23 protein-coding genes and 1 pseudogene are annotated in these 25,813 nt (G+C 64.7%); 11 read left to right on the top strand and 13 right to left on the bottom strand.

Annotation, left to right across the window (positions count from 1 at the left end):
• Nucleotides 1–13: 13 nt before the first annotated feature.
• Entirely contained in the window at nucleotides 14–1,534 is a 1,521-nt protein-coding gene (locus FAZ69_RS23940) for a CoA-acylating methylmalonate-semialdehyde dehydrogenase (RefSeq protein ID WP_136897581.1), read from the bottom strand.
• A gap of 181 nt (nucleotides 1,535–1,715) precedes the next feature.
• On the opposite strand from FAZ69_RS23940, the gene FAZ69_RS23935 reads away from it, so the two are divergent.
• Nucleotides 1,716–2,615: a LysR family transcriptional regulator gene (locus FAZ69_RS23935; RefSeq protein ID WP_136897580.1), complete on the top strand. Its 900-nt coding sequence runs from the start codon at nucleotides 1,716–1,718 to the stop codon at nucleotides 2,613–2,615.
• Nucleotides 2,616–2,764: 149 nt separating this feature from the next.
• Nucleotides 2,765–3,298 (top strand): class IV adenylate cyclase, encoded by a 534-nt coding sequence (locus tag FAZ69_RS23930; RefSeq protein WP_136897579.1) that lies wholly within the window; start codon nucleotides 2,765–2,767, stop codon nucleotides 3,296–3,298.
• A 63-nt stretch (nucleotides 3,299–3,361) separates the two neighbouring features.
• On the opposite strand, the gene FAZ69_RS23925 is transcribed toward FAZ69_RS23930, so the two are convergent.
• Nucleotides 3,362–3,853, bottom strand: a complete 492-nt coding sequence (locus FAZ69_RS23925) for an Lrp/AsnC family transcriptional regulator (RefSeq protein ID WP_169708748.1) — start codon at nucleotides 3,851–3,853, stop codon at nucleotides 3,362–3,364.
• Between the two features lie 143 nt (nucleotides 3,854–3,996).
• Here FAZ69_RS23925 and FAZ69_RS23920 point away from each other — a divergent pair.
• Together FAZ69_RS23920 and FAZ69_RS23915 are read left to right on the top strand one after the other, a co-directional pair.
• Nucleotides 3,997–4,089, top strand: a pseudogene (locus FAZ69_RS23920) (phenylalanine 4-monooxygenase); the annotation flags it as partial.
• Between the two features lie 120 nt (nucleotides 4,090–4,209).
• Nucleotides 4,210–4,542: a 4a-hydroxytetrahydrobiopterin dehydratase gene (locus FAZ69_RS23915; protein WP_255451563.1), complete on the top strand. Its 333-nt coding sequence runs from the start codon at nucleotides 4,210–4,212 to the stop codon at nucleotides 4,540–4,542.
• Nucleotides 4,543–4,610: 68 nt separating this feature from the next.
• On the opposite strand, the gene FAZ69_RS23910 is transcribed toward FAZ69_RS23915, so the two are convergent.
• Nucleotides 4,611–4,835 (bottom strand): DUF3717 domain-containing protein, encoded by a 225-nt coding sequence (locus tag FAZ69_RS23910; protein ID WP_136897576.1) that lies wholly within the window; start codon nucleotides 4,833–4,835, stop codon nucleotides 4,611–4,613.
• Nucleotides 4,836–4,961: 126 nt separating this feature from the next.
• Here FAZ69_RS23910 and FAZ69_RS23905 point away from each other — a divergent pair, with 126 nt between their 5' ends.
• Nucleotides 4,962–5,648 (top strand): response regulator transcription factor, encoded by a 687-nt coding sequence (locus tag FAZ69_RS23905; protein WP_136897575.1) that lies wholly within the window; start codon nucleotides 4,962–4,964, stop codon nucleotides 5,646–5,648.
• Between the two features lie 124 nt (nucleotides 5,649–5,772).
• Nucleotides 5,773–7,269 carry a sensor histidine kinase gene (locus tag FAZ69_RS23900; RefSeq protein WP_136897574.1) on the top strand — a complete coding sequence of 499 codons (1,497 nt, stop codon included), beginning with the start codon at nucleotides 5,773–5,775 and terminating at the stop codon, nucleotides 7,267–7,269.
• 9 nt (nucleotides 7,270–7,278) lie between these two features.
• Here FAZ69_RS23900 and FAZ69_RS23895 read toward each other — a convergent pair whose 3' ends face one another.
• From FAZ69_RS23895 to mnmC, 7 genes are all read right to left on the bottom strand, one after another.
• Nucleotides 7,279–7,764 carry an SET domain-containing protein gene (locus FAZ69_RS23895; RefSeq protein ID WP_136897573.1) on the bottom strand — a complete coding sequence of 162 codons (486 nt, stop codon included), beginning with the start codon at nucleotides 7,762–7,764 and terminating at the stop codon, nucleotides 7,279–7,281.
• 274 nt (nucleotides 7,765–8,038) lie between these two features.
• The gene (locus tag FAZ69_RS23890; protein ID WP_136897572.1) at nucleotides 8,039–9,151 is read right to left on the bottom strand and encodes an NADH:flavin oxidoreductase/NADH oxidase; all 1,113 of its coding nucleotides are present in this window, start codon (nucleotides 9,149–9,151) and stop codon (nucleotides 8,039–8,041) included.
• A 104-nt stretch (nucleotides 9,152–9,255) separates the two neighbouring features.
• On the bottom strand, nucleotides 9,256–9,978 hold the full coding sequence (locus FAZ69_RS23885) for a glutamine amidotransferase (RefSeq protein WP_136897571.1): 723 nt from the start codon (nucleotides 9,976–9,978) through the stop codon (nucleotides 9,256–9,258).
• A 90-nt stretch (nucleotides 9,979–10,068) separates the two neighbouring features.
• Nucleotides 10,069–10,707: a MarR family winged helix-turn-helix transcriptional regulator gene (locus FAZ69_RS23880; protein ID WP_136897570.1), complete on the bottom strand. Its 639-nt coding sequence runs from the start codon at nucleotides 10,705–10,707 to the stop codon at nucleotides 10,069–10,071.
• Between the two features lie 597 nt (nucleotides 10,708–11,304).
• Nucleotides 11,305–12,420 (bottom strand): YbdK family carboxylate-amine ligase, encoded by a 1,116-nt coding sequence (locus FAZ69_RS23875; protein ID WP_136897569.1) that lies wholly within the window; start codon nucleotides 12,418–12,420, stop codon nucleotides 11,305–11,307.
• A 45-nt stretch (nucleotides 12,421–12,465) separates the two neighbouring features.
• Nucleotides 12,466–13,671 (bottom strand): cation:proton antiporter, encoded by a 1,206-nt coding sequence (locus tag FAZ69_RS23870; protein ID WP_136897568.1) that lies wholly within the window; start codon nucleotides 13,669–13,671, stop codon nucleotides 12,466–12,468.
• Nucleotides 13,672–14,461: 790 nt separating this feature from the next.
• A complete protein-coding gene (gene mnmC / locus FAZ69_RS23865; RefSeq protein ID WP_136897567.1) occupies nucleotides 14,462–16,429 on the bottom strand; it encodes a bifunctional tRNA (5-methylaminomethyl-2-thiouridine)(34)-methyltransferase MnmC2/FAD-dependent 5-carboxymethylaminomethyl-2-thiouridine(34) oxidoreductase MnmC1 in 1,968 nt (655 codons plus the stop codon).
• 495 nt (nucleotides 16,430–16,924) lie between these two features.
• Here mnmC and FAZ69_RS23860 point away from each other — a divergent pair, with 495 nt between their 5' ends.
• Complete coding sequence (locus FAZ69_RS23860) at nucleotides 16,925–17,203, top strand: HU family DNA-binding protein (RefSeq protein WP_006401505.1); 279 nt, start codon at nucleotides 16,925–16,927, stop codon at nucleotides 17,201–17,203.
• A 174-nt stretch (nucleotides 17,204–17,377) separates the two neighbouring features.
• On the opposite strand, the gene zigA is transcribed toward FAZ69_RS23860, so the two are convergent.
• Entirely contained in the window at nucleotides 17,378–18,637 is a 1,260-nt protein-coding gene (gene zigA / locus FAZ69_RS23855; protein ID WP_136897566.1) for a zinc metallochaperone GTPase ZigA, read from the bottom strand.
• A gap of 169 nt (nucleotides 18,638–18,806) precedes the next feature.
• Nucleotides 18,807–19,253 (bottom strand): lytic transglycosylase domain-containing protein, encoded by a 447-nt coding sequence (locus FAZ69_RS23850; protein ID WP_136897565.1) that lies wholly within the window; start codon nucleotides 19,251–19,253, stop codon nucleotides 18,807–18,809.
• Between the two features lie 481 nt (nucleotides 19,254–19,734).
• On the opposite strand from FAZ69_RS23850, the gene gspD reads away from it, so the two are divergent.
• The 3 genes from gspD to gspF are packed head-to-tail and all read left to right on the top strand — an operon-like array spanning nucleotide 19,735 to nucleotide 24,762.
• Nucleotides 19,735–22,047, top strand: coding sequence for a type II secretion system secretin GspD (gspD, locus tag FAZ69_RS23845; protein ID WP_136897564.1), 2,313 nt, complete (start codon nucleotides 19,735–19,737; stop codon nucleotides 22,045–22,047).
• Nucleotides 22,044–23,540 carry a type II secretion system ATPase GspE gene (gene gspE / locus FAZ69_RS23840; RefSeq protein WP_136897563.1) on the top strand — a complete coding sequence of 499 codons (1,497 nt, stop codon included), beginning with the start codon at nucleotides 22,044–22,046 and terminating at the stop codon, nucleotides 23,538–23,540. The genes gspD and gspE overlap by 4 nt, the downstream gene beginning before the upstream one ends.
• 4 nt (nucleotides 23,541–23,544) lie before the next feature.
• Nucleotides 23,545–24,762 (top strand): type II secretion system inner membrane protein GspF, encoded by a 1,218-nt coding sequence (gspF, locus tag FAZ69_RS23835; protein WP_136897562.1) that lies wholly within the window; start codon nucleotides 23,545–23,547, stop codon nucleotides 24,760–24,762.
• 6 nt (nucleotides 24,763–24,768) lie between these two features.
• On the opposite strand, the gene FAZ69_RS23830 is transcribed toward gspF, so the two are convergent.
• Nucleotides 24,769–25,182 carry a type II secretion system protein N gene (locus tag FAZ69_RS23830; RefSeq protein WP_136897561.1) on the bottom strand — a complete coding sequence of 138 codons (414 nt, stop codon included), beginning with the start codon at nucleotides 25,180–25,182 and terminating at the stop codon, nucleotides 24,769–24,771.
• A gap of 128 nt (nucleotides 25,183–25,310) precedes the next feature.
• Here FAZ69_RS23830 and gspG point away from each other — a divergent pair, with 128 nt between their 5' ends.
• Nucleotides 25,311–25,775 (top strand): type II secretion system major pseudopilin GspG, encoded by a 465-nt coding sequence (gspG, locus tag FAZ69_RS23825; RefSeq protein WP_136897560.1) that lies wholly within the window; start codon nucleotides 25,311–25,313, stop codon nucleotides 25,773–25,775.
• Nucleotides 25,776–25,813: the final 38 nt, after the last annotated feature.

The raw sequence follows: 25,813 nt of genomic DNA, 5'->3' as shown, positions 1-25,813 counted from the left end.
CATCGGCCTTGCCTTACTTCGCAACCGGCATCGTAAACTCCGCGCCCTTCGCGATGCTGTCCGGCCAGCGTTGCATGATGCTCTTGTAGCGCGTGTAGAAGCGCACGCCTTCCTCGCCGTACGCATGGTGATCGCCGAACAGCGACTTCTTCCAGCCGCCGAACGAATGCCACGCCATCGGTACCGGAATCGGCACGTTGATGCCAACCATGCCGATCTGGATCTGCCGCGAGAACGCGCGCGCGATGCCGCCGTCGGTCGTGTAGCACGAGACGCCGTTCGCGAACTCGTTGGCGTTGATCAGTTCCACCGCCGACGCGAAATCGGGCACGCGCACGACGCACAGCACGGGCCCGAAGATCTCCTCGCGGTAGATCGTCATGTCGGTCTTCACGTCGTCGAAAAGCGTGCCGCCGAGGAAGAAGCCTTGCTCGTGTCCCGGCACCTCATGGCCGCGGCCATCGACCACGAGCTTCGCGCCCGCGTCCACGCCCGCATCGATATAGCCCGACACCTTCGCGCGATGCGCGGCCGTCACGAGCGGCCCCATCTCGGCATCGGCCTCCATGCCGTTCTTGATCTTCAGCGCCTTCACGCGCGGCGTGAGCTTGTCGACGAGCTCGTCGGCGATATGGCCGACGGCAACCGCCACCGAGATCGCCATGCAGCGCTCACCCGCCGATCCGTAGGCGGCGCCGATCAGCGCGTCGACGGCCTGGTCGAGATCCGCATCGGGCATCACCACGAGATGGTTCTTCGCGCCGCCGAGCGCCTGCACGCGCTTGCCATGCTTGGTGCCTTCGGTGTGGATGTAATGCGCGATCGGCGTCGAGCCGACAAACGAAAGCGCCTCGACATCGGGATGCTCGAGCAACGCGTCGACCGCCGCCTTGTCGCCGTGCACGACGTTGAACACGCCGCCGGGCAGGCCCGCTTCCTTCAGCAGTTCGGCGAGGCGGATCGACGCCGACGGATCGCGCTCCGAAGGCTTCAGCACGAACGTGTTGCCGCATGCGATCGCGATCGGGAACATCCAGCACGGCACCATCATCGGGAAGTTGAACGGCGTGATGCCGGCGACGACGCCAAGCGGCTGGCGCAGGTTCCAGTTGTCGATGCCGCCGCCGATCTGGTCGGTGAAATCGGTCTTCAGCAGGTTCGGAATCCCGCAGGCGAACTCGACGATCTCGATGCCGCGCATCACCTCGCCCTGCGCATCGGAGAACACCTTGCCGTGTTCCTTCGTGATCAGCTCGGCGAGCTCGTCGTGATGCTCGTCGAGCAGCTGCTTGAACTTGAACATCACGCGCGCACGCTTGATCGGCGCGGTCTCGCTCCACTGCGGAAACGCCGCCTTCGCGGCGGCAACCGCGGCGCCCACCTCGTCCGCGCCCGCCAGCGGCACGCGCGCTGCCAGGCAGCCGAGCGCCGGATTGAACACATCGCCGAAACGGCCGCTCTTGCCGGCCACCGTGCCGCCGCCGATGAAATGAGTCAACTCGCGCACGCGTGCGCCTCGATCTGCCTCGCTCATGTGTCTCCTCACTCTCGCTGGGTGAATGGAAAGAAATCGCCGGCAGGCATTCGCGGCCCGCTTTGCCGCGCCACCGAAGCCCGCCGGACGGATGCGCCTGCTTCGAAGCGTACGCGGCATCGCGCCGCCAAATCCAATGAGTAATGCTCAACTGCGTTATAAGCCGCGCTAATATCAGCGGATGGACCTGATCCTGCTCCGTGCCTTCGTGACAGTGGCGCGCGTCGGCAACCTGACGCGCGCCGCCGCGCAGCTGCACCTGACCCAGCCCGCCGTCAGCCTGCAAATCAAGAACCTGCAGGAGACGCTGGGCGTGACGCTGTTCACGCGCACCTCACACGGGCTCACGCTCACGCGCGACGGCCAGTCGCTCCTGCCGCACGCCGAGCGCGCGCTCGCCGCGGCCGGCGACGTCGAGCGCGCGGCGGCGACGCTGCGCCAGGAGGTGCACGGGCGGCTGCGCATCGGCACGATCCTCGATCCCGAGTTCCTGCGGCTCGGCGGTTTCCTCAGGCAGCTCGTCGAAACCTATCCACGGATCGAGACCGCCTTGCGGCACGGCATGTCGGGCTGGGTGCTCGAACAGATCCGCTCGCGCGAGCTGGATGTCGGCTACTACATCGGCGACCCCGCCGAAGACGACCCGCGCGAGCGCGGCCTCTTCCGCGCCGCCACGCTCACCCGCTTCCAATATCGCGTGCTCGCGCCGGCCGGCTGGAAGGACCGCGTGAGCCGGGCGCGCGACTGGCGGGCGCTGGCCGCGCTGCCGTGGATCTGGACGCCGCCGGCGTCCGCGCATCACCGGTTGCTGTCGCGGCGCTTCGCCGAGGCGGGCGTGACGCCGGTGAAAGTCGCCGAGGTCGACCAGGAGCCGTCGATGCTGGATCTCGTCAAATCGGGGGTCGGGCTCACGCTCGCGCGCGATTCGATTGCCATTGCGGAGGCGCACACCCATGCGCTGACGATCGTCGAAGGCGTCACGGTGCCGACTCAGCTGGCGTTCGTCACGCTTGCCGAGCGCCAGGACGAACCGGCAATCGCGGCGGCGTTCAAGCTGATCGAGCGCCAGTGGGCGATATGAGCGGCGCTGATGAGGCGGCTTTCGCGGACGGCGCCCGAGTCACGACAGTGATCGGCAAATTTTGCTAGATTCGTGGTTCGGTTCGCGCTTCGCGCGCACCCCTCCGCGCTGTTCCTTGCCCCATTCTTCTTCTAGACAGGAGCCTCAAGATGGCACGCAACATCGAAATCAAAGCCCGCGCCCAGCAGTTCGAGCAACTGCGCGAACGCGCCGCCGAACTTTCGTCCGAGGCTCCGCTGATCTTCCGGCAACAGGACTTTTTCTACGACGTCCCGCGCGGCCGCCTGAAGCTGCGTCAATTCGACGACGGCACGCCCGCCGAGTTGATCTTCTATCAGCGCGACGACCGGGACGGCCCGAAGGCGTCGTACTACACGCGCAGCCCCGTGACCAACCCCGAAGCCATGCATGCGCTGCTCGCCACCGCGCTCACGACGCGCGGCATCGTCACCAAGGAGCGTCACGTCTACCTCGTGGGACGCACGCGCATCCACCTGGATCGCGTCGACGGGCTGGGCGATTTCGTCGAGCTGGAAGTCGTGCTCGCGCCCGAGGACGACGAGGCAGGCGGCGAAGCCGAGGCGCACGCGATGTTCGCCAAGCTTGGCGTGCCGCAATCGGATCTCGTGGCGGTCGCTTACGTCGACATGCTCAATCCTGCGAAGGAGCAGGAGGCGGCCTGAGCAAACGTCTGGATCGAGGTACGCCGACGGCCGCAGGCAGCGGCGCGCCGTCAGCGCATCGAACTAGGCCGCCCCTGCCCCGGGCGACAAATGCCCGAGCGGCAACGGCCCATTGCGCTTGAACGTCGTGAGCACGATATTCGAGCGCACGCTGTCGACGCCCGGCACCCGCATCAGCTTCTTCATCACGAACGACGACAGCGCGTTCAGATCCGGCGCCACGATCCGCAGCAGATAGTCAGCATCGCCTACCACCGCATGGCATTCGAGCACTTCCGGCAGCATGTCGATCTGCTGCTGGAACTGCTCGATGATCGAATCGCCGTGATGCTTGAGCTTCAGGCTCGTGAACGCGGTCACGCCGAGCCCGAGCTTTTCGGGCCGCAGGACGACGCGATAGCCGTCGATCACCCCTGACGCTTCGAGCCGCTGCAAGCGCCGCCCGATTTGCGACGGCGACAGCGGCACCTGCTCGCCGAGCTGCTGATGCGTGGCGCGTCCGAAGCGCTGCAGCACCTCCAGCAGCGCCAAATCGAAGTGATCGAGTTCCAGCATGAGAATTTCCCGCATAAATTTAAAATTAATGCGTGATTATTTCATATTTGATCAATATCACGCGCTGATTACGCCTATTCCGCAGAATACTCGCACTGCACTCGCATGAACTCGATTTCGCGAACGCAATTCGCCGCCGGGCCATGTCCTCTGCCGTCACCGCCAAACTGAAGGAACAATTCGAAACTGGCCTGGAGACCCGCGCCGACTTCACCATCGATCGCGTGATCACGCGCGGCACCCAGGAAGGCTGGCAAGCCGGCGGCGACGTCTGACGCTTGCCTCTTGACGCCTTCTGCAAGCGCCTGCCGTCTGTGAAAAAATGGCTACGCGGATGAAACCCGAGAGATCCGCGCATCAACGAAGTCCATAGAGGTGACACGATGATCCACAAGCTGACTTCCGAAGAACGCGCTACGCAACTTGCCCAGCTGCATGGCTGGCAGGCCGTGGCGGGCCGCGACGCGATCCACCGTCAATTCAAGTTCGCGGATTTCAACGAGGCGTTCGGCTTCATGACGCGCGTGGCGATCAAAGCGCAGGAGATGAATCACCACCCGGAATGGTTCAACGTCTATCACACGGTGGAGATCACGCTATCGACGCACGACGCGGACGGCCTCACCGAACGCGACATAGCGCTTGCACGCTTCATCGACGAGGTCGCAAAGTCGATGCAGCACAAGTGATCGCGAGGCACGGCAGAAGCGCGCCGTGAAAGCGTTTTGCAGGTAAAACGGGGCCGAATCTTCGCTTTCTACAGGCCGTTTTTAAGGCGCACGTAAGATTCCCAGGCCTCGCGTGCAATCGGTTCCAAACCTTCCGGCGATAGACTGGTCCGACGCTGTACAATCATCAGCGCATACGGCTTGGAGAGCGCGCTTGCCTCTTTGCATAAGCTGAGCTCGTCGCCGCTCGAGGGCGAACGGTTGCGCCAGAAATTGATCGCGGCTTCTAGTTCGTTGATCGTAATATTGGACATGTTCTCGTGATCGTTCCTTGGCCGCCTGCTCGAACCCGACGTGCAGCGGCATGCACACCGGCAGAGACGGCGCACCGGCGAACCGCGTGCTTCAAACGCCTAACCCATTGTACTTGAGCGAAACCCATGCGACTCCTTCTGATCGAAGATGACCGCCCCATCGCGCGCGGCATCCAAAGCAGCCTCGAACAAGCCGGCTTCACCGTCGACATGGTCCACGACGGCATCTTTGCTGAACAAGCCCTCACGCAGAACCGCCACGAACTCGTGATTCTCGACCTCGGCCTGCCCGGCATCGACGGCATGACGCTCCTGTCGCGTTTCCGCCAGAGCAATCGCCATACGCCCGTCATCGTGCTGACCGCGCGCGACGAGCTCAACGACCGCGTCCAGGGCCTCAATTCGGGCGCCGACGACTACATGCTCAAGCCGTTCGAGCCCGCCGAGCTCGAGGCGCGCATTCGCGCCGTAATGCGCCGCAGCGGCCCGCACAGCGACATGCCGCGTCCCGAAGTCTCGCTCGGCGGCGTGCGCCTTTCGGGCGTCGATCGCCGCATCTTCAACGACGACAAGCCGCTCGAGCTGTCGCCGCGCGAATTCGCGGTGCTCGAGATGCTGCTGCTGCGCCACGGCCGCGTCGTCAGCAAGGCCCAGTTGCAGGATCACCTGACGCACTTCGGCGGCGATCTCGGCGACACCGCGATCGAAGTCTACGTGCACCGCGTGCGCAAGAAACTCGAGAACTGCCGCGTCGAGATCGTCACGGTGCGCGGCTTCGGCTATCTGCTGCAGGAAATCCGCCAGGCTTCGTAAGCCGGCTCATCGCTATCGCCCCGGGTCGAGCCGTCTCTTCCGCAACTTGCGCCGCGCCTCCCGTGCGCAGCGCCCCAACGGATAGCACGGCGCCCCGGGGCTTTTCCATCTCGCACGTCCGACCATGCCTCCCGCCGCCGCGAATAGCCTGCGCCGCTCGCTGCTGCGGCGCCTCGCCGCACCGCTGTCCCTGCTCGCGCTGATGAGCGGCCTGATCGCGTATTGGCTCGCATGGCAGTACACACAGCACGTCATCGACCGCTCGCTCGCCGACCTGGCGACTGCCATCTCCAAGCAGATCCAGATCGCCGGCCCTGACGCGCCGATCACCGTCCCGCCGCTCGCGCAGGCGATGTTCTCCGACCCCACCGAGAACCTGATCTACCGGATCAGCGACGGCGAAAACGAAATCGCCGGCGACCCGAAGCTGCCGCTGTTCGGCTCGAACGTGCGCCGCATGCACTATGCCTACGCGTTTGAAGCGCAGCATCAGGGTGTGAGCGTGCGGGTTGCGCAGGTTCGCGTGAACCAGGCGGGCGGCAATCCGATGATCGTCGAAGTTGCCCAGCCGGTCCGGCATCGTTTCCGCATCGCCGCCGAGTTCCTGGTCGCGATCATGATGCCGCTCCTGCTGCTGCTGCTCGCGGGCTGGGTGATCGTGTGGCGCGTCGTCAACCAGCAGCTCAATCCGCTGACGGATCTCGCCGATTCGCTCAACCGGCAGACGCACACCTCCCTCGAGCCCGTCGACGAAACCTATGTGCCCGTCGAGATCCGGCCGCTCACGAGCGCGCTGAACGCGCTGCTCGAACGCCTGAAGACCGCGCTCGACGCGCAGCGCAAGTTCATCGCCGACGCCGCACACCAGTTGCGCACGCCGCTGACGGCCGTGAAGCTTCACGCCGAGCAGGCAGCCAATGCGCGCGACCCCGCCCAGACGTTCGCCGCCGTTGCCGAGCTGCGCGCCGCCGCCGACCGTGCAGTGAGATTGTCGAACCAGCTGCTTTCGCTCGCGCGCGCGGAGCCGGGCGCGCAGGCCGCGCGCTTCGTCGAGTTGGACCTCGCCGCCCTCGCCTTCGAGACCGGCGCGGAATGGGTGCCGCGCGCGCTCGCGGCGCATGTCGACCTTGGCTTCCAGCGCCTCGACGATCCGGCGAACGACAGCGCCCTCGTCGTGCGCGGCAATCCCGTCTTGCTGCGCGAAGTGATCGCCAATCTGCTCGACAACGCGTTGAAGTATGTTCCGCCGGCGCGCCTCGACGGCGGCAGAATCACCGTCGGCGTCGCCCAAGTGACGATCGACGGCAGCGCGTTCGCCGAGATCATCGTCGAAGACAACGGCCCCGGTGTGCCCCTCAATCAGCAGGCCGATCTCTTCAAGCGCTTTTTCCGCGGCGACGGGCAAAACGTGGCAGGGACCGGCGTCGACGGCGGCGCGGGCCTCGGGCTCGCGATCGTCCACGACATCATGGTGCTGCACGGCGGCAGCGTGCAGTACGCCGACGCACCCGAAGGCGGCGCCCGCTTCATCCTGCGCGTGCCGCTCGGCGCCGCAACGCATGCCGACGATTCGACGCAAGCCAAAAAAAAATCGGCGCAACATGCGCCGATCGATCTGTGAAGAAGCCAGCTAGTCTTTTTTCTTGCGCTTCTTCTCTTTCTCTCTGTCCTTCGCCGGCGCAAGCATGGTGCCGCGGCACTTGCGCGCTCCGCAACGGCACTCGTACTCGCGCTTGAGCTTTTTCGTTTGACGCGCATCGATGACGAGACCGTAGTCGTAGAACAACTCCTCGTCGGCTTCGATATTCCGCAGGGCGTGGACGAACACGCGCCCATCCACCTCTTCCGCTTCGCAATTCGGCGCGCACGAATGGTTGATCCACCGTGCACTGTTACCGTTCACCTTGCCGTCGATCACGCGGCCGTCTTCGAGCGCGAAGTAAAACGTGTGATTCGGCTCATCGGGGTTGTGCGGATGCCGTCGCAGCGCCTCTTTCCACGAGATCCGTTCACCCTTGTATTCCAGCAGACGCTCGCCGGCCTTGATCGGCTCCACGGCGAACACGCCCTTGCCGTGCACACCCGATTGGCGCACGGCCGTCCTGCGTGAACTCATCGACGAATCCTTTTAAAACTGCAAGCGGCCAACGCTGGCCGACAGGCGCCGCGCGCTTCACGCGCGCGTGGGGCATTTTCAATCTTGGCGCGTTGCATGGGATCCGAGTAAGTGCTGAAGCGCTAACTCGGATCGACATAGAAAACGCGGCGCCCAGCGGGCGCCGCGTCAACGTGCGACGCGAACGCGTCACAACCGGCATCGTACACGTTCAAGATGGCTCAATTCAACCTCATGCGCTGCTTCGTGTGCGCGGTCCGGCTGAGCACCTCGCTCAACGCTGTCCGAACGAAATGTCGCCGAACAGCGCCTTCTGCTCGCGCGGCTGCGAGCGCCAATATTGCGGCGGCGCCTCGACTGCCGCGCCGAGCTGCGCCGCGGCATGCCACGGCCAGCGCGGATCGTAGAGCATCGCGCGCGCCATCGCGATGCAATCGGCCTTGCCCGTTTCGACCAGCTCGTTCGCGTGCACCGGATCGGTGATGAGGCCGACGGCGATCGTCGTGATGCCAGTCTGCTCTTTGACGGCTTCGGCGAACGGCACCTGATAGCCCGGGCTCAGTGGAATCTTCTGCAGCGGCGACACGCCGCCTGAAGACGTATCGACCCAGTCGCAGCCGCGCTTCTTCAGCTCGTGCGCGAAAGCGATCGTGTCGTCGAGACTCCAGCCGCCGTCGACCCAATCGGTTGCAGACACGCGCACGCCGACAGGTTTGTCGGCAGGAAACGCCGCACGTACGATCTCGAAGATCTCGAGCGGAAAGCGCATGCGGTTTTCGCGCGAGCCGCCATATTCGTCGGTGCGCCGATTCGCCAGCGGCGACAGAAATTGATGCAGCAAATAGCCGTGCGCGCCATGCACTTCGAGCGCGTCGATGCCGAGCCGCGCGGCGCGGCGCGCCGTGGCGGCGAAGGCTTCGCGAATGCGGTTGAGTCCTGCAGTATCGAGTGCGAGCGGCGGATCTTCTTCAGCCTTGTGGGGAATCGCAGAGGGCGCGTGCGTCATCCAGCCACCGCCGGCCACGGGGATTAGCTGGCCGCCCTCCCAAGGCACACGACTCGACGCCTTGCGGCCGGCATGCGAGAGCTGCATCGCGACGGGGATGTTCGAATGCCGGCGGATCGCCGCGAGCACCGGCACGAGTGCGCGCTCGGTCACGTCATCCCACAGGCCGAGACAGCCGGGCGTGATGCGCCCGTCCGGCTCGACGGCCGTGGCTTCGATGCACAGCATGCCCGCACCGGACAGCGCGAGATGACCGAGATGGATCATGTGCCACGCGGTCGCTTCGCCGCGCTCGGCGGAGTATTGGCACATCGGGGAGACAACGATGCGATTCGGGAGCGTCACGCTGCGCAGCGTGAGCGGAGAAAAGAGCGCGGCCATGGAAGTCTCCTTCTACGCGGGATTCGCCCGATGCGGCAAAGAAGCGCCCGAGCATAGCACGTGAGATTTTTTCTTGCGGACGCCCGCCTCGGCGGCGCCGACGCTCAGCGCCGGGCGACTCCCGCGGCGTCGAACCACTCGTCGAAAGTCTCGCGCGCGGCCGCTTCGAGCGCCGGGCCGAGACGCGCGGTATCGGCGCGCAACCGCTGGGCATCGACACCCGGCATCGCCCCGATTTCTCCAGCATGACCGATGAGCCAAGGCTCGAACCGTTCGGCGCGAATCTCCGGATGGCATTGAAAGCCGAGCACGTGGCTTCCCCATGAAAACGCCTGGTTTTCGCAATCGGGCGTGCGGGCAAGATGCACGGCGCCGGCCGGCAGATCGAAGGTATCGCCGTGCCAATGGAGCATCGAGGTGTGCGCGCCATCGAGATGCCGCAACGGCGATGCCTGCCCTGCCGCCGTCAACGTGAGCGGGCTCCACCCGAGTTCCTTCTTCGCCGCGGGATAGACGCGCGAGCCGAGCACGCGAGCGATCAACTGCGCGCCGAGACAAATGCCGAGAGTCGGAAAACCAGCGGCGATGCGCTTTTCGAGCAGGGAAAGGAGTGGCTTGAGCGTGGGATAAGCGGCATCGTCATACGCGCTGATCGGCCCGCCGAGGACCAGCGTCAGCACGGCTGCGGCAGGATCCGGCGCATCGAGGCGCGCGAGGCCGACGTCGAGGTAGCGTATCGTCAGGCCTCGCTCGCCGAAAACACGCTCGAGACTGCCTGCATCCTCGAAAGACACATGGCGGATGGCCAACACTTCGCGATTCGTCAAAGCCGGCCCCCCGCGACGGGATCGAACGACAATTCGGCAAGCCAGACAGCCGGCGCGCGGCCGGCCGCCTTTCCGAGAACGATTTCAGCCTTACGCCGCGAAAATCTTCCAGGTCTTCTTCTGCGTGGCGACGTCGGCTTCTTCGTGGACCGAACAATCCAGACGCAAGTCCGTGTCCGCAAACGACAGCTCGAGCAGCTTGCAGCGATGCGGCGTCTTCTTCGGGTTCTTGCTCGGCTCGAAGTGCGAGCAGGTCAGGCACATCCGGTGCTGCGGGATGTCGCCCTGCTCTTCCAGCTGGCGGATCATCTTCAGGAGCGTGCGGTAAAACACCGCCTGCTCTTCGTCGCGCAGCGTGCCGACTGCCTCGGACAGGAAATCCGGCCACTGCAGCGCGCGCTTGGCCGCGGTGCGGCCGCGAGCCGTCAGGCGCACCGCCAGGGCGCGGCCATCGTCGAGCGCGCGGCGCTTTTCAACGAGACCCTTGGTTTCGAGCGTGCTGACGGCGTCGCTCGTGGTCGCCGCCGTCAACGCCGTCTCGCGTGCGATCTCGCCGAGACGCATTGGGCCCTTGCGCTGCATCAGCAGGACGAGGATCTCTCCCTGGGTCGGCGTCAGGCCCGCGCCTTCGGCCCATTCCCATGCCTGACTGCGCATCGCCGTGCTCAGCCGCAACAGGCTGTGCGTCACGCGTCCGGTGGCCTGTTCTCCGTATACACCTTCGCTCATAGTCTTTCGTTCGCTATTGACAGCATGCTGCTGTTTAGTCGACCGTCCGGCGTCTTGCGCCGGCGGCCTGCCGTGGGGTGGCTCGCGGCCGTATTTTCACGGGCGAGCCATTCTACTATCTCAAAAATTTCGCGTTGTTCAAGACTCAAAACCCGCTTGTGGTGACTTGCGCCGCGCGGTTTTGCGGCGATGCGCCTCGCGTTATACCCGATCGCCGAGTCATCCGCATGACTTCACGCCGCAGCAAGATCGACATTCTATTCGAGAGCGGAGAATCGCACAGCTAAGTTATTCAGTGAATGTTGTGGATAACCTTGGGACAACTGCAGGGACTGATTGTGCGTGATTTTTTGATAACGTAAAAGTGCGACATGAGCGCCGACGAAGTTATCCCGCTTCCCCACCCGAATCGCATGCACTGCCCACGCGGTTATCGTTTACGCATGCCGTTGAGTTTACGTCGAAATTTCCGGTTTTCCACAGGTGGAGGCGGCCTTTGTTAACTATTACTACGTTTGTATACGTAAACTTTAAGAAAACCTAAAGGACCTTTCATCGGCGTACGGATAGAAAAAACCCTGATGCGGCTTCACCCGCCTACCCGCGCCACTGCAGGCACTGCTGCCGGACGGCCTCGTGCAGCGACTTCTCCTTGTCGAATACGCCGCGCAGCCAGGTGGCGTCATTGACCTGGCCGCGCGCGATCGCGGCGACCTCGGCCAGCGCCGCCTTCGACCCGAGCGCATCGGCGTGCGGAGCGATCGCGTCGAGCGTCTCGAGGATGTCATCGGAAATCGAGCGCCGCTCGCCCGTCTGCGGATTGATGCAGACGCCGGCCAGACCGAAGCGGCACGCCTCGAAGCGGTTGAACGTGTAGACGAGGTAGTCGTCTTCCTTGGGCGTGAGCGGCTTGTCGAGCAGCAGATGGCGCGCGAGCGTCTGGATGTAGCAGGCGATCGCCGCAGCGCGATCGACCGACAACGGCGTGTCCATCACGCGCACTTCGATCGTCCCGAAGCCGGGCTTCGGGCGGATGTCCCAGTAGAAATCCTTCATGCTGTTGACGACGCCCGTATTGACCATCTTCGAGAAATACTCCTCGAAGCTGCCCCAGGTCAGCACGAACGGCGCACGGCCCGAGAGCGGAAACGCGAACACGGAATTCAGGCGTGCCGAATGAAAACCGGTGTCGACGCCCTGCACGTACGGCGATGAAGCCGACAAAGCGATGAAGTGCGGAATGAAGCGCGACATCGAGTGCAGCATGAAGAGCGCGCTGTCCGGATCCGGGCAGCCGATGTGCACGTGCTGGCCGAACACCGTGAACTGCTTGGCCAGATACCCGTAGAGCTCGGAAAGATACTGGAAGCGCGGCGTGTCGAAGATCTGCCGCTCGCTCCATTGCTGGAACGCGTGCGTGCCGCCGCCGCACAGGCCGACATTCAGATGGTCGGCGGCCGCGACGAGCGTATCGCGGATCTTGCGCAGATCGGTCACCGCCTGCTCGTACGACGTGCAGATGCCGGTCGACAGCTCGATCATGCTTTCGGTGATCTCGGGCGTGATGTTGCCCGGGATCTTCTCGTCCTTGACGAGCCGCATCAGGTCGGAGGCGGCTTTGGTCAGATCATAGTCGTGCGTGTTGACGACCTGGATCTCGAGCTCCACGCCGAACGTGAAAGGCTTGGAATTGATGAAGGCTTCGAGCGACATAGCGTCCTCTTTGGTACGTGACCGGTAAATCGCTGGCGAGCTGCGTCAATCGTCGCGGCGCTCGCCGACGAGCATCAGGCTGCGGTAGACGAGCCACGGCCCGACGATCTGCAGCACCACGATAGAGCACATGACGACGGCGCTCAGCATCGGATCGAACTTCGGATACAGGTCGTAGGTGTCCTCGACGAGCAGGTACGCGAGCGCCGACATCGGCGACAGCGACAAGCCGAGCGCCACGCCCTGCTTCATGTCGAGACCGCTCGGCTTCGCGAACGCCAGCACGCCGACGAGCTTCGCGACGAAGCGCGCGACGATCAGCGCGAGCGCCGCGGCGCCGCCGAGCGCGATGTCCTTCCATTCGAACGACGTGAGCGTCAACACGAACAGAATGACGGTCAAGAGCCACCCGGCCGTGCCGAAATGCTGCGGCCACAGTTGCGGCTTCGCTTCGAGATTCTTCACGATGATGCCCGCCGCGAGCAGGCTCAGGATCGTCGACAGCTTGAACAGATGTGCAATTGCGATCGCAAGCAGCACGAGGCCGAACAGCGCGACGAACGAATGCTCGTCCTGCAGGTTGAAGCGCCGGTACAGGAAAGTGCAGGCGCGCGCGAGCGCAAACGCCAGGATCAGCGAGCCGACGAGCAGGTAGAGCGGCTGCACGATCGTCGCGAACACGTTGCCGTAGGTTTCCTGGTGCACCCAGCCCGACGCGAGCTTTTCGATGATGACCGCATACATGCTGTTGAGCGCCGTCAGCGTGAGCAGGCGCTGCGTGACCTGGCCTTCGGCGCGCAGTTCGGTCTTCAGCTGGATCACCATGGCCGGCGAGGTCGCCATCGCGATCGACGCCAGCACGACCGAGACGATCACCGGCACGCGCAGGAACATCAGCGCGCCGAACACGAGGATGAAAGTCAGCGTCGCTTCCGCGATGCTCGAGGCGATCAGCCACGGATTGCGCCGTATCCAGCGCAAATCGAGCCGGCCGCCAAGCTCGAACAGCAGCAGCCCCAGGGCAACGTTGAGCAGGAGGCGCGAAGTGCCGCCGGTGCTGGCGTCGATCACGCCGAAGCCCGCCGCCCCGGCGATGAGGCCGATCACGCCATAGCCTGAAATGCGCGGCAAGTGCCAGGCCCGGTAGCAGAGCTCTCCGCACAAGCCGGCGGCGACCATCGCGAGGCCTGCCCAAAAGATCGCGTCAGGCGCGAGCGGCCAACCGGGGAAGAATGAAAACGCTGATTTCATCGTTATGGCTTCTCCTTTGCAAACAGCCGCCGGCGGCAAAGCGGCAGTTGGCCACATCACGACCAGCCGGCCTGCGAAGCCCCATGGCTGCTGCGCTCTGACTCGCAACGCGAGTGTTCGATGATCGAATGAAAGCTGAAACGGATGCGCCGGCACGCGCGGGTGCGTTTGACGGAGCCTGGCACGCAGCCAGTGTGCAAAGTGTTGCGTTCGGCAAGACGCGTCGAACGGCTGCAGTCTTGGTGATGAATCAGATTCCGAAGCGAGCGCACCGTTCCGTCGAGGCATCGGTGCGCGGTTCGCCACCGATACGGGAAGAAGCCGGATTGTGCCACAGTCGGCGTTCTTTCGGCAGGAATCGACGTTAATTCGCTTCTATCTCGGTAAAAACCGGCGGTAACTTCAGACAACATGGAAGAATCGACCGATTCGCCCGGAGCGGATCGCGAGTTTTCGCCGATTGTGGCGAGCCGTTTTACGAAACGAACGTATACGCAGTTCAGGTGGGCCAGTGGTTTTGGTTTACTGGTTTACCGTATGTATACGTAGTAGCAGTTAACAAAGGCATCACTTTTCTGTGGATAACCCTTCTTTCCCAATCCAAATCAAACAGTTACCGAACGCATAACCGAATGGGCAGGGTGTGCGCCGGCCATGGTCACATTTGAACAACTTTTCGACCGGCTCGCTATGTATACGACTTACCCCGTATACATGCACATCGCGTCCACACGAACTTCGCGTGACTTTCGATAGGTTGTCCACAGCATCGGGTGGATAACTTTATCGCTCAGCCCAACTCGCCATGGCGCAGCGCGCGCAGCAGATAGCGCGCCGGATCGATGCTGTCCGCCAGATCGCGCTCGAGTGGACAAGGTTCGCCTTCGATCTGCGAGGCGATCAGCTCGGCCGCGAGCGATGCCCAGACAAGACCGCGCGAGCCATAGGAGAAGGCGCCGTAGAGACCTTCGCTGCGCGGCAAGTCGAGTAGCTGGGCGCCGCGCAGTGCCGTAGCGTCGCGCGCGGCCGTGGCTTCGTCGGCGAGCGCGCCGGCCATCGGCAAGCGATCGCTCGTCACACAGCGGAATGCGACGCGGCCGTCGAGCGCGCTCGCGTCCAGGGTTTCGAGCGAGGGCTCGATAGCGGGCATCATCCGCGCGAGCCGCTGCAGGTTTTCGGTGTGGCCTGCTGCGCGCAGCGAGGGATCGGCATCGTCGAGCTCGTAGGTCGCGCCGGTCAGCGTGATGTCGTCGTCGATCGGCACCGCATAGCCGTCGCCGATCAATGGCACGCGCAATCCGCATGCGATTCGAGCAGGCAATAGCGTGAGCTGGCCGCGGATGATGCGTGTCGGCGCGTGCTGAAGGCCTGCGATGCGCGCTGCATCGCAGGCGTTCGCAACGATGACAACCGGTGCGGACGCAATCGATCGCCCGGCCGTGTCGAAGACGTGCCATCGATTCCCCGCGCGTTCGATGCGCGATGCCTGCATGCCGAAGTGCCGGGTCAGCAGATCGCCCGCGGCTTCGCATTGCGCCGCGCATAGCGCGGCGGGATCGAGCGAGCCGCCGTGCGGATAGAACCATCCGCCGTTCGCGAGCGGCGCGTGCGCCAGGGCTTGGGCGTCGGCGAGCGAAGCGGGCGTCACGAATTCCGCCGGATAGCCGAGTGAGGCGATTGCGCCGGTGAGTGCGCTGGCCTCGTCGTCATCGACAGCAAGATGCAGCAGTCCGTCCGTGCTGCGCGCAAACGAATGGCCGAGCTGTTCGAGCGCGCTCCAGCGCCGCAACGCATAGAGAAAGCCGGCACGCGTGATGCGCGATGCGACGCTGTCGTCGCGTGAGATCAGCGGGTGAAAAACGCCGGCTGGATTGCCCGACGCCTCGCGCGCCGCAGCCTCGTTTCGATCGATCAGGCTGATGCGCCAACCGCGCGCGGCGAGCCGCTCGGTCAGTGCGCAACCGGCCAGCCCGGCGCCGATCACGATCGCGTGACGCTCACTGACCGCAAGCGGCGAGGGCGGTTCGTGACGGCGCACGCGCCAGCGAGGTGCGAATTCTCCGGCAAGCATCTCCCGCTTCCAGCCGAAGCCGTCCACTTTGCGCCAGTTGAATCCCGCCTGCTCGAGCGAGCGTTTGACGTGGCCCGCGCACGTGTAAGTGGCAAAAGTCGCACCGTCGCTGGCCAGGCGCGCTAGCGACTTGAAGACGGGCAGTGACCACAGGTCGGGGTTCTTGGCCGGCGAGAAACCGTCCAGATAGAACGCGTCGGCGCGCAGCCACAGCTTCGGCAGCAGCTCGGACGCGTCGCCAAAGGCAAGCGTCAGCGTGACGCGCCCGCCTTCGAATTCGAGCCGATGCATGCCCGGCACGAGCATCGGCCAGGCATCGGCCAGTTGCCGCGCGAGCGGCGCGATCGTTGCATCAGCAACGATCCGCGCGTGGACTGCCTTCAGATCCTGCTGCGCGAACGGATGTTTTTCGGTGGAGACGAAGTGCAGCCGCTCGGGACGCGCCGGGTCGTCGCGCCATGCCGCCCAGGTCGCGAGAAAGTTGCCGCCGATGCCGAAGCCGGTCTCGACGATCGTGAACGTGCGCCGCTCGCGCCAGCGCCGCGGCAAACCGTTGCCGGCGACGAACACGTAATGTGCCTGCGCGAGCGCGCCCACGGCGCTGTGATAGATGTCGTCGTAGGCGGGGGAGAACGGCGTTCCGTCGTCGCGAAACGCAAGCGTGGCGGGGATGAGCGGGTCGGTCATGCGTAGGTCGGAAGGCGGCTGCGGGTCGGGGAATGACGCTGGGCGCTCGAAATATGCCGCGTATTTTCGACGCACTCGCGGCCGCGCCGATGCGGCCGGGTCATCCGGAAGATGTCTCGCGAGCTCGGTGAAAACGGCGCAAAGCCCCGTCTGGCGGGCGTTTGCGGAGCGTTGGCAAAAACCAACGCCCCTATGCGGCAACCCGTCAACTCGCTTAGCATGCTCGGTTAGCGCGGGCTCGAAACGCGTGAAACCCAGCAGCGACAAGGCATTGGGAGGCTAAATTCTTTGAAAGCCTTGCCGTTATTGGGTTTGCGCTGCGCTATCATAGCAAGCGCCGCAGGGCAAAGCCGAAGCAAGGCCGTCACGGGATGACGCCGGGCGCGGCAGCAACCGGCGCGCGCTTGGCCACTAGGGCTCGACGGCATGGCCCGCGCATTTATAATCGGCGCGTTCGCGCTGTCTGTATCACCTTAACCTGAGAAAGGAACCTTAATGAACAAACAGGAACTGATCGACGCCGTCGCTGCTCAGACGGGCGCCAGCAAGGCTCAAACCGGCGAAACGCTGGACACGCTGCTCGAAGTGATCAAGAAGGCAGTGTCGAAGGGCGACGCGGTTCAACTGATTGGCTTTGGCAGCTTCGGCTCGGGCAAGCGCGCAGCACGCACCGGCCGCAACCCGAAGACCGGCGAGACCATCAAGATCCCGGCAGCGAAGACGGTCAAGTTCACGGCCGGCAAGGCGTTCAAGGACGCAGTCAACAAGCGCTGAGCATTCAGCTGCCTGATTGTTGACACCCGCCCATGGCGGGTTTTTTTTCGCCTGTTTTTTGCCTGTTCATCTTGCGCGGGCGCATCTTGCCTGCCGCCGATGGGTTCGGCTTGGCGCCCGCCGGGTGCATACCGGCGGGTTTATACCGAAGATGGATGGTTCGCCGGCAAGGCGTCAATGACGGTGCACGATTTCCGCGTCGCCGGTTTCGTCGTCGTCATGGGCGTCGAGATCCCATGCCGGGAACGGGTCGGCGAAATCCGCCCAGGCCTGCGGAGCTTGCGCGAACTCGCCGTCGGTCAAAAGACAGGCGTCGAGCTTCGCGCGCCAGGCGGCCGCATCGAGCCCGATGCCGATCATCACCAGCTCCTGGCGGCGGTCGCCGATCGTCGTGTCGTCGGGGTCGCCGTGCCAATCGGCGGCGATTTCCGCGGCGAGCTCATCGTCCTGCGGCCACTCGCTCTTATCCTGCGCCGCCCACCAGTAGCCCGCTGGGCCATGCCGACAAGCGCCGCCCGCCTGCGACAGCGAGCCGGCCACGTCGTTGCGCGTCGCGAGCCAGAAAAAGCCCTTGCTGCGCAGCACGCCTTGCCATTCTTCATGTAGCAGCGCCCACAGACGCTCGGGATGGAATGGCCGCCGCGCGCGATAGACGAAGTTGCCGATGCCGTATTCGTCGGCCTCGCCGCTGTGGTCGTGCTCGAGCGACTGAAGCCAGCCCGGCGCGTTCGACGCCTCGTCGAAATCGAAGCGCTTCGTGTTCAGCACGGCATCGAGCGGCACGTCGCCGAAACGGCTGACCACCTGGTCCGCGCGCGGGTTGATGCGCGCGAGGATCCGCTGCAGGCGCGCAAGCTCGTCCGTGCTGACGAGGTCGGCCTTGTTCACGACGAGCACGTCGCAGAACTCGATCTGCTCGATCAGCAGCTCGACGAGCGTGCGGTCGTCCTCGTCGGTCGCGGCGATGCCGCGCTCGGCGAGCGCATCGGCGCACGCGTAGTCGCGCAGGAAATTGAACGCGTCGACGACCGTTACCATCGTGTCGAGCCGCGCGACGTCGGAGAGCGACACGCCGTCGTCGTCGACGAACGTGAAGGTTTCGGCGATCGGCATCGGCTCGGCGATGCCCGTCGATTCGATCAGGATTGCATCGAAACGCTGCTCGCCCGCGAGGCGGCGGATTTCGGTCAGCAGGTCGTCGCGCAGCGTGCAGCAGATGCAGCCGTTCGACATCTCGACGAGCTGCTCCTCGACGTGCGAGAGCGCAGCGGCGTCGCGCACGAGCGTCGCGTCGATGTTGACCGAGGCGAGGTCGTTGACGATCACCGCGACCCGCAGGCCTGCGCGATTCGCGAGGATGTGGTTCAGGAGCGTGGTTTTGCCCGCGCCGAGAAAACCGGACAGCACGGTGACGGGCAGTGTCGGCTGGTTCATCGCATTTGAGACGTGATAAGAGAGGGGCGGCGCGCCTAACCGACGCGCGATGCCCGCATTGTGCATCAAACGCAGGGCGTTCGCCGGATTTCGCGGGACAGGGAGAGGCCGTGACTAAAGAATGCGCCGCATGCGGGCGCGTGCCGAACAGCGAGGGGACGGCCGAGCGTCAGCGCTGGGCTTGCAGCAGCTTCCACTGCGTGAGGATGTCGGCGATCTGGCGCGCGTACTTGTCGCGCAGCGACGGCGTTTCGGAATGATAGGCGCCTACCGCCTGCCACGTGTTGCCGTACTTGTTCATCTTCTGGCGCAGGTGCCACGCGGCGATGTAGACGTTCTTGCAAGGCTCCATCAGCGTGCCGGTAGAGATCCCGTACTGCGCGAGCGTCGGCAGATGGATCGAGTTGATCTGCATGAGGCCGTAGTCGGTCGAGCCGTTGGCGTTCTTGTGCAAGGCGTCGGGCTGATTGTGGGATTCCTGCCAGGCGATCGCGCGCAGGATCAGCGGGTTCACTTTCTGATACTTGGCTGCCTCGTCGAAGCAGTCCGCGCGCGCCGGCGCGCTTGCAAGGCAAGCTCCCAGTGCTGCGGCAAGAATCAGGAAGGCGGATCTCATCGGTTAAGTTATCTAAATAACGGAAGTCAAATTATCGGTTGAATTCAATATAGCTGGCGTCACCGGGAATATCGGTACACCCGCAATATCGGGAAAACCCCGTCTTGCAAATAACTTTCGTTTATCGGGGTGCCCGTATGATACTGGCACTTTCGCATCAGTCAAAGTTGGCTGACGGACATAAACCAGCTGCATACGGACAAGTTGCAGGCCCTGTTTCGGAATAGATGGGCCGCGTCAAAACTTTCTAACACTTACAAGAACGTGAAATTTTTTTGGGAAAGCGAGGCCAAGCGCCATGTTTTGTGACGAATCAGACACGAAAAGCTGCTAATGTTCCGGTCTCAGGATTGGCGGGTGGATGTCCTGCTTACCGGGCCTTCCAAGACGCGTGTGGCTTCGCGGGCATCCCGTTGCCGCGAACGCGCCCGCTGTGCAAGACCGCCGGGCGTCGCCGCTCCCGGCATCGACCTCACATTCCATGACTAGAAATCGTATCGCATTGCGCCGTGTGACCACCGCGCTGTTGGTTGCTGGACTCGTAACCGCACGCCTCGCGTACGCGCAGGTGACGCTCAACTTCGTCAACGCCGATATCGACCAGGTGGCGAAGGCGATCGGCGCGGCGACGGGGAAAACAATCATCGTCGATCCGCGAGTGAAGGGCCAGCTCAATCTCGTCTCGGAAAATCCGGTGCCGGAGGACCAGGCGTTGAAGACCCTGCAGTCGGCGTTGCGCATGCAGGGCTTCGCGCTTGTGCAGGACCACGGCGTCCTGAAAGTCGTGCCCGAGGCCGACGCGAAGCTGCAGGGCGTGCCGACCTACGTCGGCAACGCGCCGCAGGCGCGCGGCGACCAGATCATCACGCAGGTGTTCGAGCTACATAACGAGTCGGCCAACAACCTGCTTCCGGTGCTGCGGCCGCTGATCTCTCCGAACAACACGATTGCGGCCTATCCGGCCAACAACACGCTCGTCGTCACCGATTACGCCGACAATGTGCGGCGCATTGCGGCGATCATCGCGGGCGTCGACAGCGCCGCGGGCCGGCAGGTCGCCGTGGTCCCGCTCAAGAACGCGAATGCGATCGATCTGGCGCAGCAGCTCTCGAAGCTCCTCGACCCGGGCGCGATCGGCAGCACCGATGCAACGCTCAAGGTTTCGGTGACGCCCGATGCGCGTACCAATTCGCTGCTGCTCCGCGCGACGAGCTCGGCGCGCCTCGCCGCCGCGAAGACGATCGCCCAGCAGCTCGACGCGCCGACCGGCGTACCCGGCAACATGCACGTTGTGCCGTTGCGCAACGCCAATGCCGTGCAGCTCGCAAAAACGCTGCGCGGGATGATGGGCAAGGGCGGCGGCGAGGGCTCGTCGAGCGAGACGAATAGCGCGAATGCATTCAACCAGAGCAGCACGTCGTCCAGCGGCTCGCTGTCGACCGGAACATCGGGCACGCCGCCGCTGCCGAGCTCGCTGAGCAGCAGCAGTTTATCGGGGGGCTCCTCTTACGGGCAGGGAGGCAGCTCGAGCGGCGGCTTCCTGGGTGAGAAGCAAGGCGGGAGCGAAACCAGCAGCTCGACGGAGAACAACCCCGCAGGCGGGATGATCCAGGCCGATGCGGCAACCAACTCGCTGATCATCACCGCGCCCGATCCTGTCTACCGCAACTTGCGCGCCGTGATCGACCAGCTCGACGCGCGCCGCGCGCAGGTCTATATCGAAGCGCTGATCGTCGAGCTGAACTCGACGACGGCGGGCAACCTCGGCATCCAGTGGCAGGTGGCGAGCGGCAACTTCCTCGGGGGCACCAACCTCTCGAGCAGCGCCGGCAACGTGTCCGGCTCCAACATCCTCGGTGTGTCGGCGGGGCTGGCCGCGGGCGGCGCGCAAGGGGCGGCGTCGCTGGCGAACAACCTCACCCAGGGCCTGAACATCGGCTGGCTGCACAACCTGTTCGGCGTGCAGGGCCTCGGCGGGCTGCTGCAGTACTTCGCTGGCGTCAGCGACGCGAACGTGCTGTCGACGCCTAACCTGATCACGCTCGACAACGAGGAGGCGAAGATCGTCGTCGGCCAGAACGTGCCGATCGCGACGGGCTCGTACTCGAACCTGACGAGCAGCACGGCGACCACCGCGTTCAACACGTACGACCGGCGCGACGTCGGCCTGACGCTGCACGTGAAGCCGCAGATCACCGACGGCGGGATCCTGAAGCTGCAGCTCTATACCGAAGACTCGTCGGTCGTCAGCGGCACGACGAACACGGCGACGAACCCGGCGGGCCCGACCTTCAATCTGCGCTCGATCCAGTCGACGGTCCTCGCGGACAACGGCGAGATCATCGTGCTGGGCGGCTTGATGCAGGACAACTATCAGGTGTCGAACAGCAAGGTGCCGCTGCTCGGCGACATTCCCTGGGTCGGCCAGCTGTTTCGCTCGGAAACCAAGCAGCGCCAGAAGACCAACCTGATGGTGTTCCTGCGTCCGGTGATCATCAGCGACCGCGATACCGCGCAGGCGGTCACGGCGAATCGCTACGACTACATCCAGGGTGTGACGGGCGCGTATCGCTCCGACAACAACGTGATTCGCGACAAGGACGATCCGGTTGTTCCGCCTATGCCGCAGGGCCCGGCCGAGGGCGGCTCGGCGGCGGCGAATCTGTTCGACCTCCGGCAAATGACCCGCCAGCAGGAAAGCCCACAGGCACCTGCGCCTCAGCAGCTCCCGGCCGCGCAGCCGCAGAGCGTCCCGCAGCAGCCGCAGCCGGCCACGCCGGGAGCGTCGCAGTGAACGACGTGCTTGCGTCCGCTCATGAAGGCGCGCCGGGTGAACGCCAGCCGCCTTCGCCGCTTGCTGCGCGGTTGTTGCCCTATGGCTTCGCGAAGAGCGGCCAGATCCTCGTTGCGCATCAGCACGCGGACGGTCTCGAAGTCTGGATCGGCGAGCGCACAAACGATGCGGCGCTCGCCGAAGTCGCGCGCAACTTCGGCGCGCTGACGGTGGTGCGGCTGCCCGCCGATGAACTCTCGCAAGCGATCAATAAAGCGTATGAGCGCAGCGACGGCAGCGCCGCGCAGGTGGTCGGCGAAGTGGAAGGCGAAGTCGATCTGTCGCGGCTGATGCAGGACATCCCGGAAGTCGAGGACCTGCTCGAATCCGAAGACGACGCGCCGATCATCCGCATGATCAACGCGCTGCTCACACAGGCGGCGCGCGAGCAGGCCTCGGATATCCACATCGAGCCGTTCGAGAATGCGTCGGTCGTGCGCTTTCGTGTCGACGGCACGCTGCGCGACGTGGTGCGGCCGAAGAAGGCGCTGCACGGCGCGCTGATCTCGCGGATCAAGATCATGGCGCAGCTCGACATCGCCGAAAAACGCTTGCCGCAGGACGGACGCATCACGCTGCGCGTGGGCGGGCGGCCCGTCGACGTGCGGGTCTCGACGCTGCCGACCGGCCACGGCGAGCGCGCGGTCCTGCGTCTGCTCGAAAAGGATTCGCAGCGCCTGAACCTCGAGGCGCTCGGCATGGCGCCCGACACCCTCGCGCAATTCGACAAGCTGATCTCGCGCCCGCACGGCATCGTGCTCGTCACTGGGCCCACGGGCTCGGGCAAGACGACGACGCTTTACGCGTCGATGTCGCGGCTCGAGACGGCGACGACCAACATCATGACGGTCGAGGACCCGATCGAGTACGACCTCGCCGGCATCGGCCAGACGCAGGTCAACGAGCGCATCGGCATGAGCTTCGCGCGCGCGCTGCGCTCGATCCTGCGGCAGGACCCGGACATCATCATGATCGGCGAGATTCGCGATCTCGAGACCGCGCAGATCGCCGTGCAGGCGTCGCTCACGGGCCACCTCGTGCTCGCGACGCTGCACACGAACGATGCGGCGTCGGCGGTCACGCGTCTCACCGACATGGGCGTCGAGCCGTATCTGCTCGCGTCGTCGCTGCTTGGCGTGCTCGCGCAGCGGCTCGTGCGGCGGCTGTGCCCGGTCTGCAAGGAGGAGCGTGTCGAAGAAGGGCGCACGCACTGGCATCCGGTCGGCTGCGACAAGTGCGGGCAATCGGGCTATGCGGGGCGGCGCGGTGTCTACGAGCTGCTGCTGATCGACGACACGATCCGCGCGATGATTCACCGCAATGCGGCGGATGCCGACATTCTCACCGCCGGCTGCGCGCAGGGCATGCGCACGCTGCGCGAGGACGGCGAGCGCTGGCTCTCGTCCGGCCTCACGTCGCTCGAAGAAGTGATCCGCGTGACAGGCGGGGCCTGACGCAATGCCGGCATTCCGTTTCGAAGCGATCGACGCCGCGGGCAAGGCGCAAACAGGCGTCCTCGAGGCCGACACCGCGCGCGCCGCGCGCGGCCAGTTGCGCACGCAGGGCCTGACGCCGCTCGTCGTCGAGCCGGCCGCGACGCGCACGCGCGGCGAGCGCAGCCAGCGCCTGTCGCTCGGCCGCAAGCTCTCGCAGCGCGAGCAGGCGATCCTCACGCGGCAGCTCGCGAGCCTCCTGGTGGCCGGTTTGCCGCTCGACGAAGCGCTCTCGGTGCTGACCGACCAGGCCGAGCGCGACTACATCCGCGAGCTGATGGCCGCGATCCGCGCGGAAGTGCTCGGCGGCCATTCGCTCGCGAACGCGCTTGCACAGCATCCGAAGGACTTTCCCGAGATCTACCGCGCGATCGTCGCAGCGGGCGAGCATACCGGCAAGCTCGGCCTCGTGCTGTCGCGCCTCGCCGACTACATCGAGCAGCGCAACGCGCTCAAGCAGAAGATCGTCCTCGCGTTCACCTACCCGACGATCGTCACGATCATCGCGTTCGGCATCGTGACTTTCCTCCTGAGCTACGTGGTGCCGCAGGTCGTGAGCGTGTTCGCCAGCACCAAGCAGAAGCTGCCGATCCTCACGATCATGATGATGGCGCTCTCCGATTTCGTGCGGCACTGGTGGTGGGCGGTCCTGATCGCCGTGGCGGTGACGGCCTACGTGGTGCGCGGGCTGCTCAAGCAGCCCGGGCCGCGCCTCGCGTTCGACCGCTGGCTCCTCACCGCGCCGCTCGCCGGCAAGCTCGTGCGCGGCTACAACACGGTGCGCTTCGCGAGCACGCTCGGCATCCTGACGGCGGCCGGCGTGCCGATCCTGCGCGCACTGCAGGCGGCCGGCGAAACGCTCAGCAACCGCGCGATGCGCGGCAATATCGACGACGCGATCGTGCGCGTGCGCGAAGGCACGTCGCTGTCGCGCGCGCTCGGCCATACGAAAACGTTTCCGCCCGTGCTCGTGCACCTGATCCGCTCGGGCGAGGCGACCGGCGACGTGACGACGATGCTCGACCGCGCCGCCGACGGCGAAGCGCGCGAGCTCGAGCGGCGCACGATGTTCCTCACGAGCTTGCTCGAGCCGCTCCTGATCCTGGCGATGGGGGGCGTGGTGCTCGTGATCGTGCTGGCGGTCATGCTGCCGATCATCGAGCTGAACAATATGGTGCAGTAGCGGACTTCAGCGCACGTAGATCGTCGGGCCGGCCGGATTCGCCGGCAGGAAGATCTCGGAACGCGCGCCGTTGCGCTCGACGATGATCGAGCGGGGCTTGACCTCGTCGAGCTTCACGCCCTGCATGATCGGGCTGCCGAGCGAGACGGCGCGCGGCGGGTCGTCGCCGGCGCTGACGATGGCCGAGGCGCCTTCGCCGAGCGCGAGGATGCCGAACAGCTTAATGCTGCGGTTCACGTCGCGCGTGAGCTGCCCGCCGAAGATCGTCGCGGCGTCCTCGACCGCGACGGGCGGGCGCACCGAGGCGGCCTGCATCGGCGGCGCCGGATGCGAGGTCAGCGTGATCACCCAATAGGTGAGCGTCGCGCAGAACACGGCGAACAGCGCGAGCGACAGAAGGCGGACTTGGAGAGCGTTCATGTGCGCCATTGTACGGACTAATGTGAATATTGCGATGTGTCGAAACCCTCGGACGGCATGACATTACAATGAGCGGCCCGAGCGCCCTGTGGCGCAACCGGCATTCATCTTGAAAGAGGTAGTTGGAAATGCAAATGTGGATTTCTCGCCGTAAGGAAGCCATCGCCCTGCGCGAACGCCGTCAACGCGGGTTCACGCTGATCGAAGTCATGGTGGTGATCGCGATTCTCGGCATTCTTGCCGCGCTGATCGTGCCGAAGATCATGAGCCGTCCCGACGAAGCGCGGCGTGTGGCGGCCAAGCAGGACATCGGCACGGTCATGCAGGCGTTGAAGCTCTATCGCCTCGACAACGGCCGCTATCCGACCCAGGAGCAGGGCCTGCGCGCGTTGATCGAAAAGCCGGCGACGGACCCGGTTCCGAACAACTGGAAGGACGGCGGCTATCTGGAGCGTCTGCCCAACGATCCGTGGGGCAACCCTTACCAATACCTGAACCCCGGCGTGCACGGCGAAATCGACGTGTTCAGCTACGGCGCCGACGGCAAGCCCGGCGGCGAAGGCAACGACGCCGACATCGGGTCGTGGCAATAGGTCGTACCCAACACGTATAGGCTTCGTCTCGTTCGGCA

Origin of the sequence: Trinickia terrae, from assembly GCF_005144415.1 — a bacterium.
Lineage (GTDB): Bacteria > Pseudomonadota > Gammaproteobacteria > Burkholderiales > Burkholderiaceae > Trinickia_A > Trinickia_A terrae.
This window is presented reverse-complemented; position numbering and strand designations above follow the sequence as displayed.

Coding starts and splice junctions, on each gene's coding strand:
- FAZ69_RS23925 (WP_169708748.1), bottom strand. CDS start 3,853: ATGCTGGAACTCGATCACTTCGATTTGGCGCTGCTGGAGGTGCTGCAG.
- FAZ69_RS23940 (WP_136897581.1), bottom strand. CDS start 1,534: ATGAGCGAGGCAGATCGAGGCGCACGCGTGCGCGAGTTGACTCATTTC.
- mnmC (WP_136897567.1), bottom strand. CDS start 16,429: ATGACCGACCCGCTCATCCCCGCCACGCTTGCGTTTCGCGACGACGGA.
- FAZ69_RS23935 (WP_136897580.1), top strand. CDS start 1,716: ATGGACCTGATCCTGCTCCGTGCCTTCGTGACAGTGGCGCGCGTCGGC.
- FAZ69_RS23870 (WP_136897568.1), bottom strand. CDS start 13,671: ATGAAATCAGCGTTTTCATTCTTCCCCGGTTGGCCGCTCGCGCCTGAC.
- FAZ69_RS23910 (WP_136897576.1), bottom strand. CDS start 4,835: ATGTCCAATATTACGATCAACGAACTAGAAGCCGCGATCAATTTCTGG.
- gspF (WP_136897562.1), top strand. CDS start 23,545: ATGCCGGCATTCCGTTTCGAAGCGATCGACGCCGCGGGCAAGGCGCAA.
- gspG (WP_136897560.1), top strand. CDS start 25,311: ATGCAAATGTGGATTTCTCGCCGTAAGGAAGCCATCGCCCTGCGCGAA.
- FAZ69_RS23880 (WP_136897570.1), bottom strand. CDS start 10,707: ATGAGCGAAGGTGTATACGGAGAACAGGCCACCGGACGCGTGACGCAC.
- FAZ69_RS23830 (WP_136897561.1), bottom strand. CDS start 25,182: ATGAACGCTCTCCAAGTCCGCCTTCTGTCGCTCGCGCTGTTCGCCGTG.
- FAZ69_RS23900 (WP_136897574.1), top strand. CDS start 5,773: ATGCCTCCCGCCGCCGCGAATAGCCTGCGCCGCTCGCTGCTGCGGCGC.
- zigA (WP_136897566.1), bottom strand. CDS start 18,637: ATGAACCAGCCGACACTGCCCGTCACCGTGCTGTCCGGTTTTCTCGGC.
- FAZ69_RS23930 (WP_136897579.1), top strand. CDS start 2,765: ATGGCACGCAACATCGAAATCAAAGCCCGCGCCCAGCAGTTCGAGCAA.
- FAZ69_RS23850 (WP_136897565.1), bottom strand. CDS start 19,253: ATGAGATCCGCCTTCCTGATTCTTGCCGCAGCACTGGGAGCTTGCCTT.
- FAZ69_RS23895 (WP_136897573.1), bottom strand. CDS start 7,764: ATGAGTTCACGCAGGACGGCCGTGCGCCAATCGGGTGTGCACGGCAAG.
- FAZ69_RS23875 (WP_136897569.1), bottom strand. CDS start 12,420: ATGTCGCTCGAAGCCTTCATCAATTCCAAGCCTTTCACGTTCGGCGTG.
- FAZ69_RS23905 (WP_136897575.1), top strand. CDS start 4,962: ATGCGACTCCTTCTGATCGAAGATGACCGCCCCATCGCGCGCGGCATC.
- FAZ69_RS23890 (WP_136897572.1), bottom strand. CDS start 9,151: ATGGCCGCGCTCTTTTCTCCGCTCACGCTGCGCAGCGTGACGCTCCCG.
- FAZ69_RS23860 (WP_006401505.1), top strand. CDS start 16,925: ATGAACAAACAGGAACTGATCGACGCCGTCGCTGCTCAGACGGGCGCC.
- gspD (WP_136897564.1), top strand. CDS start 19,735: ATGACTAGAAATCGTATCGCATTGCGCCGTGTGACCACCGCGCTGTTG.